The organism is Yersinia intermedia (assembly GCF_900635455.1).
GTDB classification, from domain to species: domain Bacteria; phylum Pseudomonadota; class Gammaproteobacteria; order Enterobacterales; family Enterobacteriaceae; genus Yersinia; species Yersinia intermedia.
Genome location: NZ_LR134116.1, coordinates 4,038,415 through 4,051,080 on the forward strand (window position 1 = coordinate 4,038,415; position 12,666 = coordinate 4,051,080).

The following is a 12,666-nucleotide window of genomic DNA, read 5'->3' on the forward strand; positions in this document are numbered from 1 at the left end:
ATAATAAATCAGTTTTTTAATTTAACTAAAACCAACATTTTAAAATTAATCACTGATGAAATACGGTGATTTAAATGAAAAACACCTCCATTTTTCCCACGAAATCATTAGAAATATTAATGTTTATAATTGAAATATCTTACATGCAGTAGGATTATGATGATGAAATTAAGCAGGAAATATCTGATAACTGACATTATCATTCCAACAAAAAAGCAGGAAACGTAAATAACATTCGTATATTCAATGCGCTGCGTTTACATCTCATTAAATATCTTCTGATCCAAATAGAGATATCGGTTTTCCCGTTAAAATTCACTTTTAGATTCAAGACATTCATCATTATTACGAAATCAATAAAAACGGCCCCATTAGTAGGGGCCGTTTTTATTGCACGTCACATTCACAGGATATATATCCTGTTATATCAATTGCTTATCCGATACATGCTGAGTCTCTGTTACTGAATAGCCCGCCAAAATTGCGACGAAAATCATAAACAGATGGCCTTCAGATGAATCCAGCAGGAATGAATTAAAGAAGTTACACGCCATATAGCTGGTCAATACGGCCAGTAGCACATTGCGTAAAACCGGTGTCTGTTGCCAAATAACGCGATAACAACAGACAATCCATGCCAAAAAGATAATTAGGCCAACAATGCCTGATTGAATCGTTTCCAACAGATATTGGTTGTGTGGATTATTGATTTTGTAATTGATCTCTGGATTCTCATAATAGAACCCGCCAGCGCCGTGCCCCAAAATAGGAGACTCTTTAATTAGCCGCACAGCTTCAATGGCAAAGGCCGAACGTTGCCCCATCGAACTACGACAAGCATCATTTACATCATCCGCAGAAGCGGCCATACAGACTTTTATCTCATCAACACCCTGGACGATACGATCCGTGGCTTTATTGGGTATAAGTAGCAACGCAGTAAAGGCGATTGCCCCTAATACCACTAATAGCCAGCGCTGGCGGCTACCCAGCGAGAAAAATAACCATATACCTAATCCAACAACCAATGCCACATAACCGGTTCGCCCCAATACCAAGAACAGAATACTGTAGCTAGCCGCCGCTACCAGCAAGCCATACCCCCAGCGTTTCCAGCCCTGACTTTTAAAGGCTAGCGCTAGCCACAACAGCGCGGCCAATGCCATAAAGAAGTTTTGGGTAATTTGTAGTTTAAAAATGGTCGGGTTGGTTGGGTCTACATTGCCAATGGGAATGTGCAACACTCCAACGGCCAATGTTCCGGCTAATGCCACCGCGTTAGCCGCTAAGAAGCCGATACCGAACAATTTTATCAACCGTGGTTGGTTGATAAAAAACAGGGCTAACGGCAACACATAAAGAAATTTCTTATCTTTACCCACCATATCCGGGCCGTAGCTGTTGTGATGGAACAATAGTGACAATGCCAGCAATGCAAACATGGCGGCTGGCAGGTAAATCAACGGATTCGTCAGTAATGGCTTAAATTGCAATGCGTTACGATTGATTATCAAACAGATCAAGATTAAAACCAGCGAGATATTGATCAGTGAGTTGGATGCCGGTAAGGAAATACCTAGCAACAATGCTGTAATACCGCTCAGCATTTCACTGCGACGGTTGGTCGTGAAAGCGACTGGCGAAGAAGTCGATGGGATTGTCATAATTCTCTCAGCTTAAGCTGGTTAGCGGAAAATAAAGTTACTGACAGATATGCGTTACACGCACATTACTGGCTTTGAGTACGCCAAGAGTCAACAGCATTGATAACTTCGCTCACCGGAATGGCGTTCAAATATCGATCGGTCGTGTCAGTATCTATCTCATTAGGGTGTGGCAACGAACGGTAATGTCCAGCCCATAATAGCGTGTGGGGAGCCTGCCACGGGTGCCATTGGTTAAGATTGCTGGGGCCAAAGAGGACTACTGCGGGTGTTTGTAAGGCTGCGGCCATATGCATCGCCACGGAATCTACGCCAATAAATAGCTTAGCGTTATAGATAAACACCGCCAGTTCCGGTAGCGCCAGCAGGCCCGACAAATTAACGACCTTTTCTGGTTGTGTGCACCCGGCAATGATCTCGGCAATATAGTCCAATTCAGCCTGATCTTTGCCACCGGTAAGCAAAATGGTTTCACCTTGATCGGTGAGATGATTGACGAGTTGGCTAAACGATTCGCTGGCCCATGTTTTGAACTTCCAGCGAGCAGAAGGTTGGATCAATATATAGTCATTAATATGGCGTTGTTGGCACAATTGCTTTACCCGTTCAACATCGTGCGCACCATAAGACATGGTTACATCAGTAATAATATCCGTCAGTTGCAGTGGCGTAAGGATATCCAGATTATTGAGTACAGTATGCCTTTTGGCCGCATTGGGGATATCAACCAATGTAGAATGGCAATAGCGCCATAGCCAGGTATCACGTTTGGGGTAATGGAAACCAATACTGAAGCCGGGTTTTAATAAACGGCAATACGCTGCGGCTCGCCATTGATCTGATAGATTGAGGATCAGGTCATAATGGTGTTCTTTCAATGCATTAAACAGCGCTTTTTCACCACTGATTTGCGTTTTTAGCCCCGCATGCTTGAGGCCACGGTCGACAATAAATGCATGATTAACTGTTTTGTTCTCTCGCAGCATATCTTGCGTTCCGCCATACAGCAGGACGTCGATTTTTGCTTGTGGATAGTTGGCTTTTAAGGTGCTCAGTAGCGGCGTAGTGAGTAAAACATCGCCGAAATGGCGTAATTTAATCACTAAGATACGCTGAACGTTACTTTTCTCCCGCAATGTATCTGGCAGGTTAAATGCCCGCTGTTGGGTAGCAGCAACAGGAGCAGAAGGTTGCCCGGCAGGTGATTCTGTCTTATTTGATGTATTCATCATAGGATGCGCCATCATCGGCAACGAAAGAGGGGGAATAATGCTATCCAAGTGTTTACTGCATGGCAATTCTTTTATATCCATCATACTTCAAGCTGCATGTGCGTTAGCTGCCCTCGCTCACCCCAGTCACTTACTTGAGTAAGCTCTTAGGGATTTACTCAGTTGCCGCCTTCCTGCAACTCGAATTATTTAGGGTATAGCATGCCAATATCTTTCTTACTTAACGCTATAAAGCCACGAATGATTGTAATGATCATTCTGCCCCGAAGCTCAAACTGGCAAGTAAGATAATTACCAGAGGAAATTGGCGTTATCGGCGCAGGCAGATTGAGTGCGGAAAGCCGCGCAGCCAACGGAGCGTACACGCAGTACGTGACGGCGGCGAGCACTGCCCCGAAGCTCAAGCTGGCAAATAAGATAATTATCAGAGGAAATTGGCGTTATCGGCGCAGGCAGATTGAGTGCGGAAAGCCGTGCAGCCAATGGAGCGTACACGCAGTACGTGACGGCGGCGAGCACTGCCCCGAAGCTCAAGCTGGCAAGTAAGATAGCCAATTTTAGAGGCCAGGGGCTTTCCATAGAGAGGTCGTCAACCCACTGTCCACCAGCGACAACTGATCGGTATATACTGCTTGCCAGTTAACCTTTGCCGCCTGATAAAGGGCTTGATGCTCGGTGTTCGGGGTGTATTCATGTTCCCAGCGCACCAACCGTTCACCGGTTTTATCCAGCGCTTCATATAAGCCGACCCCTACCCCCGCAGCGATAGCACAACCGAGTGCAGTGGCTTCTTTGACAACCGGTACCCGCACAGAAACTCCGGTCACATCGGCTAGGATCTGGCTCCACAGTTTCCCTTTTGAACCTCCGCCAGCAAACACTACCGAGGCCGCTTTGACGCCAGAGAACTCAGCAATTTGCGCTAAATTACAGGCCGAGACTATCGCGGCATTCTCTTCCAGTGCACGGAACAGTGTGGCCTTGTTACATTTTTCTGGATCAAGTGAGAGGTTAATAAAGGAAGGCGCGGCGTGATACCAGGATTTGAAACGCATTACATCGGAGAAAATCGGCATCACTCCATAAGCACCTGCCGGTACGCGGGCGGCCATATCCTCCAATAAACTGTAGGTATCGATACCCAACCGCTGCGCCAGTAATTTCTCTTCGGCGCAAAATGCATCACGGAACCAGCGCATGGTCAGGCCGGTAAAGAAACTGATGGATTCCGCCTGTACCATACCGGGTATAACATGAGGGTTAATCCGCGTATTCATATTCGGATCGGTAATCGGCTTAGGCAAATTTACTACCTGCTGCCAGAAGGTGCCGCCCAATACTGCGGTCTGACCCGGTTGAACGACCCCCAACCCCAAACAACCTAGTTGTACATCGCCACCGCCCATCACCACTGGCGTTCCCGCCAGCAGACCACTCTCTTCTGCGGCCTGTGCTGTGACATGGCCTAGCAGTGTTCCGGTTTCTTTGACCGGCGATAAAATATCGGCACGTAATCCGGCCATCTCCAGCAAGTTCGGCTGCCAGTTACGGGTGACTAAATCCAGCATGCCGGTGGTTCCCGCATTGGAGGGGTCAACCGCCAGTTCGCCACTGAGCATATTGGCTAGCCAGTCGCTTATCATGGTTAACGTGCCCGCCTGGCGATAAATATCTGGGCGGTAATGCGCCAGCCACAGTAGCCGAGGCATAGCACTCAGCGCCAGAGTTTGGCCTGAACATTGATAAACCTCGAATTCAAACCCATCATTATGCAGCTCTTTCAGCTCACTGACTTCACGGCTGGCACGAGCATCCACATTGGCGCACGCCCAGATAGGTTTGCCACTGCGATCATAGAGCACAATGCCCTCGCGCATTGAGCAGGCAGCAACGGCACGGATAGCACTTGCCGGTAGCTTAGCCTGATGCAAGGCCTGACGGATGCACTGGCAGGTCAACTTCCAGTTAGTCGCTAAATCAAACTCCATCGACCCAGGGACATCAGGTACGGGCAAATGTAGCCACTCAGCCTGCCCGGCCGCGATCTGATTACCGTTAAGATCAAATATAACGGCCCGGACACTGCCGGTGCCTGCATCCAGAGCCATCAGGTATTCAGCCGATGAGAGTTGATTCATGTTCGATCCTCAGCTTCAATGTGTTTTTATATAAATTCGTGGATAAACCCGTCCTCTACTGCCTTTTTCTCAACAGAATAATCAAAACTATTGGCGTTATTCTTGAACCCCTGCACAAGCCTAAACTGACAAGTAAAATAGCCAATCAAATCAGTTTGATAATTGATCTCGCTGTCAGCTCATCAGTCACTAACGCATTCACGTATTTTCCCCGCAATGCAGCAACAATCGCTTCTGATTTTTCAACGCCACCGGCGACGCCAATCACCGTCGGGATGTTGGTCAGATCTGCCAGTGAGACGCCAATCAGCTCCTGGTGAATCTGCATATCCGGCACCAATGCGCCATCGGCTTGCATAAAGTAGCCAAGGATATCGCCGACCGCACCTTTGCGACTGAACATCAGTTGTTCACCTTCTCCGATATAGCCGGAGCGTAAAATGGTGGCCTCTTTTTGCTGATTAACCGAACCGATACCCACGACGGCGACATCAGCCGCTCGTGCGGCTAGCATCACATCGCGCACACTGTTTTCCTGACGGAATGTTTCCGCCACTGTGGCACTGGAAGCACGCAACGGCGCAGGAATAATACTGACCTGACAAGCGGCGTCCAACTGACCAATACCGGTCATATAAGAGCCAACCCCACCAGAAAGTGTTACCAACCTGACCTGCTGTGAGGCGATAAAACCGCTTAGATGCTGTAAGGCACACATGGTGGTTTCACCAAAACCAACTGCCAGTAATTGTTGTGGCTGTATCAATGCCATCAATAAATGTGCAGCGCCAATCCCCAGCCGGCTACTGATACTGAGATCAGCCAAAGAAGGCAGAATGCGGATATGCTTGAGGCCGAAATGCTGTTGCAAGGTGTTTTCCAGTTCCAGACAACCCTCATAGCGCGAATTAATCTGTACCCGAATAACCCCTGACTGGCGGCCTTTTTCCAGCAATCTGGAGACCTTCAGCCGGGTCAGCCCCAACAGTTCGCCAATATCCCCTTGTGTTAAGCCATCGTGATAATAAAACCACGCAATGCGAGCGAGCAGTTCCTCTTCACTCATGCTATTACCCGGATATTTGTATTCATCGTTAGACGACATGGGTTTTTCTTTTGTTACTGATTTTTCTTTCATCATTAGCCGTGATCCCTATTGCCGCTTTCTCATTCTTCGTTGATTCATCATCGATCAAAAATCCACGGTCTGATAAATGCTATACCCAAGAGATTTCAAGATGCAGGAAGGCGGCAAACGCTGGCCCGTAAGGTGAACCTCTGATGAGGTTCATAATCCCGATGAGCTTACATAAGTAAGTCATTCGGGCGATTGAGCACAGCCAACACACCTGCAACTTGAAGATGACGGGTATAAATTACAATTGATAACTACGCTAACAGCTTAGGCAATACATTTGAACATATTTTAATTTAAATTTTTTTATTCACGGAAATGTGATCTTGATTACGCCATAAATGGGATTATACAGCTATCTTTTTTGAACACTTTTAAATTTAAAATATTTTTGTTCATAAAAAGGAGCCACTGATGCCGCACACCAATCCGCCACCGCTGCTCCAGGTTCGTGGTATCAGCAAGCAGTTTTCCGGCGTAGTGGTATTGAAAAATATCGACTTTACCCTGCAACCAGGACAGGTGCATGCCCTGTTGGGGGGAAATGGTGCGGGGAAATCAACGCTGATGAAAATTATCGCCGGCGTGCTCCCTCCAGACAGCGGCACTATCGAGATCAATGGGCAAGCCTGCCTTAACCTCACCCCAGCCAAAGCACATCAACTCGGTATTTATTTGGTCCCCCAAGAGCCGATGCTATTTGCCAATCTGTCGGTACAAGAAAATATTCTGTTTCGTTTGCCCAAGCATCAGGCCGACAAGAAGAAGATGGCGCAATTACTCAAAAACCTGGGTTGCCATTTGGACCTGTCAGTCAGCGCCGGTTCACTGGATGTGGCAGATCAACAGCTAGTAGAAATTATGCGCGGCCTGATGCGCGATTCACGTATTTTGATCCTTGACGAGCCAACGGCGTCACTGACACCGGCGGAAACCAATCGTTTATTTAGCCAAATCAAAATGTTATTGCAGCAAGGTGTCGGAGTGGTGTTTATCTCCCATAAATTGCCTGAAATCCGTCAACTGGCAGATTGGGTCAGTGTCATGCGCGATGGCGGCATCGCTCTGAGCGGTGCCACTACTGATTTCTCAATCGATACAATTATTCAGGCTATTAAGCCACAAGCCAAAAACAGCGAATTATCCGATACCCAGAAGTTATGGCTGGAGCTGCCCGGTAACCGCCGCTCTCAAGCGCGCGCTCAGTCCAATCAACCGGTGATCGAAGTTACCGATCTGAGCGGTGAAGGTTTTGCCTATATCTCTTTTGAGGTGCATGCCGGTGAAATTCTGGGATTAGCAGGGGTGGTTGGCGCAGGCAGAACCGAACTTGCTGAAACACTTTATGGTTTACGGCCCGCCAGCGGTGGTCACGTCAGGCTGGAAGGTATTGATATCACATTGATGAAAACCGTCAATCGTCTGGCAACCGGGTTGGTTTATCTACCGGAAGACCGCCAAGCCTCCGGCCTCTATCTGGATGCCCCACTCAGTTGGAATGTCTGCTCGCTAACCCAGGGTAATCAAGGGGTATGGACGCATCCGGCACAAGAGGCCGCCATTCTGGAACGCTATCGCCGGGCACTGAACATTAAGTTCAGTCACCTTGAGCAACCCGTGCGTACCTTGTCCGGTGGTAATCAACAAAAGCTGTTGATTGCGAAATGCCTTGAGGCCAATCCGTTGCTACTGATTATTGATGAACCCACTCGTGGCGTAGATGTGTCAGCACGCAGTGATATCTATCAATTGATCCGCAGTATTGCCTCTCAGCATGTGGCGATCATTTTTATCTCGTCAGATCTAGAAGAAGTGGTGCAGATGGCTTCCCGGGTGTTGGTCATGCATCAGGGTGAAATCAGTGGCGCAGTCAGTGGGGCGGAAATGAACGTCGATACCATTATGCATCTGGCCTTTGGTGAACATGATACCAGCGTGCGCCAATCTGCTGAAAATGAGGGTGCATCATGTTGAGATTTATTCAAAACAATCGCGAAGGTACCGCGCTGTTGGCCATTTTGGCTTTATTTGCCTTGCTTGGTGTGATCGACAGTAATTACTTCACCTTGCAAACCTTCACCATGATCTTCAGTAGCGCACAGATCCTGATCCTGTTAGCCATCGGCGCCACTATGGTGATGCTAACCCGCAATATTGATGTGTCCGTCGGCTCCATTACCGGCTTATGTGCCGTCACCGTGGGTATGGCGCTCAATGCGGGTTTTGGCCTGGCAACCTCCTGCCTGTTTGCTCTGCTGGTTGGCATGGTGACGGGCTTCTTTAATGGCATTTTGGTTACCTGGCTGCGCATCCCGGCGATTGTCGCCACCCTGGGTACGCTGGGGTTGTATCGCGGCTTGATGCTATTGATAACCGGCGGGAAATGGATAGAAGGGCTGCCGGCAGATCTGAAAAGTTTATCCACCCCGATTCTGTTTTCTATCTCTCCTATCGGTTGGCTAATTATGCTGCTGATTGTAGCCATGGCCTTGCTACTGGGTAAAACCGCCTTTGGCCGCAGTTTCTATGCTACCGGCGATAACTTGCAGGGCGCACGCCAACTGGGGATCCGCACTGACAGCATTCGTATTTTCGCTTTCTCAATGAATGGTGTGATGGCCGCGCTGGCGGGGATCGTCTTCGCCTCCCAAATTGGCTTTATCCCTAATCAGACAGGGAGTGGGTTAGAGATGAAAGCCATCGCCGCCTGTGTGCTGGGTGGGATCAGCCTGCTTGGTGGCACTGGCACCATTCTCGGGGCCATTCTGGGGGCTTACCTATTAACACAAATCGACAGCGTGTTAGTGCTACTGCGCCTGCCTGCGTGGTGGAATGACTTTATTGCCGGATTGGTGTTGCTGGGTGTGCTGGTGTTCGATGGCCGCCTGCGCTGTGCCATTGAGCGCAATATCCGCCAGCAGAAATATGCTCGCTTTACAGCTCGTCCGGCAGTTTCTGGTAAGCCGACAACTTCGGATAAAAAGAAAAACGTTATACCCAATAGATTTCATGATGCAGGAAGGCGGCAAACGAGAGAATCCCGATGAGCTTACAGTGGTAAGTGATTCGGGTAAACGAGAGCAGGTAACACACCTGCAATTTGAAAGATGAAGGGTATAAAAAGAGGTAGCGCGATGAATACATATCGCCGTTATGGATGGGAACTGGCCTTGGCTGCACTGTTAGTGCTGGAAATCCTGCTGTTTGGTTTATCAAATTCTCGCATGTTGGATATCAACGTACTGCTGTTCAGTACCAGTGATTTCATCTGTATCGGTATTGTGGCTTTACCGCTAACCATGGTGATTGTCAGTGGCGGAATTGACATCTCATTCGGTTCAACTATCGGATTGTGCTCCATATTCCTAGGAGTGATGTTTCAAGCGGGTGTCCCCATGAGTGTCGCGATCCCACTGACACTGGTGGTTGGCGCACTATGCGGTTTGATTAATGCCGGGCTGATTCTGTATACCGGCGTCAACCCGCTGGTCATAACCTTGGGCACCATGTACCTGTTCGGCGGCAGCGCTTTGCTGCTGTCTGGCATTTCCGGTGCAACCGGCTATGAAGGGATTGGCGGCTTCCCGACAGCCTTTACCGATTTTGCCAACCAAACGTTATTCGGCCTGCCCGTCCCACTGGTTATCTTTATGGTCTGCGTGCTGCTGTTCTGGCTGCTGATGCACCGTACTCATAGCGGGCGCAACGTATTCCTTATCGGGCAAAACAGTCGAGTGGCCCGTTACAGCGCCCTGCCCGTCGCGCGCACCTTATGCATCTTGTATGCCCTGACTGGCGTGGCGTCTGCGATTGCCGCAGTCCTGCTGGTTTCTTATTTCGGCTCGGCACGCTCTGATTTGGGGGCGTCGTTCCTGATGCCAGCCATCACCGCAGTGGTTCTGGGGGGCGCTAACATCTACGGCGGCTCTGGCTCCATCCTCGGAACGGCACTGGCAGTATTACTGGTGGGTTACTTACAACAAGGTTTGCAAATGATTGGTACACCAAACCAGATATCGAGCGCGTTGTCCGGTGCATTGCTGATTCTGGTGGTAGTTGGGCGTTCTATCAGTCTGCACCGGCATCTGATTCATGAATGGCTGCAGCGTCGTCGCAGCAGACACACCCTAAGTTAATACCTGTTTTCTTTTGTAGTGAAATTGCCAACACCTCTACCCCTAGCTTCGGAGATAGCAATGAAAACACAAAGATTAAAAAAGCTGGCACTGGTTTGTGCCCTCGGATTTGCCTGTATCACTACTGCTCAAGCGGCAGAACGCATCGCATTTATCCCGAAACTGGTCGGGGTCGGCTTCTTCACCAGTGGCGGTAAAGGTGCCGTTGATGCCGGTAAAGAGCTGGGTGTGGATGTGACTTACGATGGCCCGACAGAACCAAGTGTTTCCGGCCAGGTTCAGTTGATCAATAACTTCGTCAATCAAGGTTACAACGCCATTGTGGTCTCGGCAGTCTCGCCGGATGGACTGTGCCCAGCGTTAAAACGTGCGATGCAACGTGGCGTCAAAATCTTGACCTGGGACTCTGATACCAAACCAGAATGTCGTTCGGTTTATATCAACCAAGGGACCCCAAATCAATTGGGTTCGATGTTGGTCGATATGGCCGCGAATCAAGTGAAAAAAGATAAAGCCAAGGTCGCGTTCTTCTATTCCAGCCCGACGGTTACCGACCAAAACCAATGGGTCAATGAAGCGAAGAAAAAAATCCAACAAGATCACCCCGGTTGGGAAGTGGTCACCACCCAGTTTGGCTATAACGATGCGACAAAATCGCTGCAAACCGCTGAGGGCATCTTAAAAGCTTATAGCGATCTGGATGCCATTATTGCCCCAGATGCCAACGCACTGCCCGCCGCCGCACAAGCCGCAGAGAACCTGAAACGCGACAATGTGGCGATCGTCGGCTTCAGTACCCCGAACGTGATGCGCCCTTATGTTGAGCGCGGCACGGTCAAAGAGTTCGGTCTGTGGGATGTGGTTAATCAAGGCAAAATCTCGGTATATGTCGCCAATGAAATGCTGAAAAAAGGCGACCTGAATGTCGGCGATAAAATTGATATCCCGAACATTGGCGTGGTTGAAGTGGCACCGAACAGCGTTCAGGGCTATGACCATGAGGCCAAAGGAAGCGGCATTGTGTTACTGCCACAGCGGGTCATCTTTACTAAAGACAACATCAACAAATACGATTTTTAATCTCGGCGGCCCGCCCACCGGTGGGCCGGAACAGGACTAAGGGAGTAATAACAGATGGCTGATTTAGACGATATTAAAGACGGCAAAGATTTCGGCATTGGCGTGCCACAGAAAAATCCTGCATTTACCCTCAAAGGCTCAGGTTCACTGGATTGGGGGATGCAATCCCGCCTGGCGCGAATTTTCAATCCGAAAACCAATCGCACGGTAATGCTGGCATTTGACCATGGCTATTTTCAGGGGCCAACCACCGGTCTGGAGCGGATTGATATCAATATCGCCCCGCTGTTTGAATATGCCGACGTCCTAATGTGTACCCGTGGCATTTTACGCAGTATCGTTCCCGCGTCGGCCAATCGCCCGGTGGTACTGCGCGCATCCGGTGCCAACTCAATTCTGACTGATTTATCCAACGAAGCGGTGGCCGTAGCAATGGAAGATGCATTGCGACTCAACTCCTGCGCCGTGGCCGCACAGGTCTATATCGGCACCGAACATGAGCATCAGTCGATTAAAAACATCATTCAATTAGTCGATCAGGGAATGCGTTACGGCATGCCTACCATGGCCGTGACTGGCGTCGGTAAAGACATGGCTCGTGATCAGCGCTACTTCTCTCTGGCCACCCGAATTGCCGCTGAAATGGGCGCTCAGGTAATCAAAACCTATTATGTCGACAGTGGGTTTGAACGTATTGCTGCCGGTTGCCCGGTGCCTATCGTCATTGCCGGGGGTAAGAAACTGCCAGAACGCGATGCACTGGAAATGTGCTATCAAGCCATTGATCAGGGAGCATCAGGTGTAGATATGGGCCGCAATATCTTCCAGTCAGAAGCGCCGATTGCCATGCTAAAAGCGGTTCATGCTGTGGTACATAAAAATGAAAATGCACAAACAGCCTATAAGCTGTTCTTAGATGAAAAAGGTTGAGTCAATATGGTGGCCAGCCCTTGGCTGGCAAACAATGACAAGGAGAAAGATATGCATGTCACCCTCGTCGAAATTAATGTGAAAGAAGACAAAGTGGCGCAGTTTATTGAGGTTTTTCGCGCCAATCATCTGGGTTCTATCCGTGAAGCGGGGAACTTGCGTTTTGATGTGCTGAGGGATGAGACGATCCCAACCCGTTTTTATATTTATGAGGCTTATACCGATGAAGCTGCGGTGGCGGCGCACAAGCAAACCCCCCATTACCTGAAGTGTGTCGAACAACTGGAGGGATTGATGACCGGCCCACGCAAGAAAACAGTCTTTATTGGCTTGATGCCTTAACCGATACGG

At 49.1% G+C, this 12,666-nt stretch carries 11 protein-coding genes; 6 read left to right on the plus strand and 5 right to left on the minus strand.

Features of this window, described 5'->3' with window-relative positions:
- Positions 1 to 422: 422 nt before the first annotated feature.
- From waaL-ps to lsrR, 5 genes are all read right to left on the minus strand, one after another.
- The gene (gene waaL-ps / locus EL015_RS18435; protein ID WP_032907250.1) at positions 423 to 1,664 is read right to left on the minus strand and encodes an O-antigen polysaccharide ligase WaaL-ps; all 1,242 of its coding nucleotides are present in this window, start codon (positions 1,662 to 1,664) and stop codon (positions 423 to 425) included.
- A gap of 65 nt (positions 1,665 to 1,729) precedes the next feature.
- Complete coding sequence (rfaQ, locus tag EL015_RS18440; RefSeq protein ID WP_032907247.1) at positions 1,730 to 2,896, minus strand: putative lipopolysaccharide heptosyltransferase III; 1,167 nt, start codon at positions 2,894 to 2,896, stop codon at positions 1,730 to 1,732.
- A 291-nt stretch (positions 2,897 to 3,187) separates the two neighbouring features.
- Complete coding sequence (locus EL015_RS21750; RefSeq protein ID WP_153802302.1) at positions 3,188 to 3,475, minus strand: hypothetical protein; 288 nt, start codon at positions 3,473 to 3,475, stop codon at positions 3,188 to 3,190.
- Entirely contained in the window at positions 3,454 to 5,034 is a 1,581-nt protein-coding gene (gene lsrK, locus EL015_RS18455; protein WP_005189725.1) for an autoinducer-2 kinase, read from the minus strand. Before lsrK ends, EL015_RS21750 begins: the two co-directional genes overlap by 22 nt.
- Before the next feature lie 145 nt (positions 5,035 to 5,179).
- On the minus strand, positions 5,180 to 6,172 hold the full coding sequence (gene lsrR / locus EL015_RS18460; protein WP_032907275.1) for a transcriptional regulator LsrR: 993 nt from the start codon (positions 6,170 to 6,172) through the stop codon (positions 5,180 to 5,182).
- A 411-nt stretch (positions 6,173 to 6,583) separates the two neighbouring features.
- Between lsrR and lsrA the strand changes: the two genes are divergently transcribed.
- From lsrA to lsrG, 6 genes are all read left to right on the plus strand, one after another.
- Positions 6,584 to 8,143 carry an autoinducer 2 ABC transporter ATP-binding protein LsrA gene (gene lsrA / locus EL015_RS18465; protein ID WP_005189716.1) on the plus strand — a complete coding sequence of 520 codons (1,560 nt, stop codon included), beginning with the start codon at positions 6,584 to 6,586 and terminating at the stop codon, positions 8,141 to 8,143.
- Positions 8,137 to 9,216 (plus strand): autoinducer 2 ABC transporter permease LsrC, encoded by a 1,080-nt coding sequence (gene lsrC / locus EL015_RS18470; RefSeq protein ID WP_032907245.1) that lies wholly within the window; start codon positions 8,137 to 8,139, stop codon positions 9,214 to 9,216. Before lsrA ends, lsrC begins: the two co-directional genes overlap by 7 nt.
- A gap of 87 nt (positions 9,217 to 9,303) precedes the next feature.
- Complete coding sequence (lsrD, locus tag EL015_RS18475) at positions 9,304 to 10,305, plus strand: autoinducer 2 ABC transporter permease LsrD (protein ID WP_032907243.1); 1,002 nt, start codon at positions 9,304 to 9,306, stop codon at positions 10,303 to 10,305.
- 60 nt (positions 10,306 to 10,365) lie between these two features.
- Positions 10,366 to 11,385 carry an autoinducer 2 ABC transporter substrate-binding protein LsrB gene (gene lsrB, locus EL015_RS18480; RefSeq protein WP_005189709.1) on the plus strand — a complete coding sequence of 340 codons (1,020 nt, stop codon included), beginning with the start codon at positions 10,366 to 10,368 and terminating at the stop codon, positions 11,383 to 11,385.
- A gap of 54 nt (positions 11,386 to 11,439) precedes the next feature.
- Positions 11,440 to 12,315, plus strand: coding sequence for a 3-hydroxy-5-phosphonooxypentane-2,4-dione thiolase (gene lsrF, locus EL015_RS18485; RefSeq protein ID WP_005189706.1), 876 nt, complete (start codon positions 11,440 to 11,442; stop codon positions 12,313 to 12,315).
- Between the two features lie 51 nt (positions 12,316 to 12,366).
- On the plus strand, positions 12,367 to 12,657 hold the full coding sequence (gene lsrG / locus EL015_RS18490) for a (4S)-4-hydroxy-5-phosphonooxypentane-2,3-dione isomerase (RefSeq protein ID WP_032907272.1): 291 nt from the start codon (positions 12,367 to 12,369) through the stop codon (positions 12,655 to 12,657).
- The last annotated feature ends 9 nt before the right edge of the window (positions 12,658 to 12,666 follow it).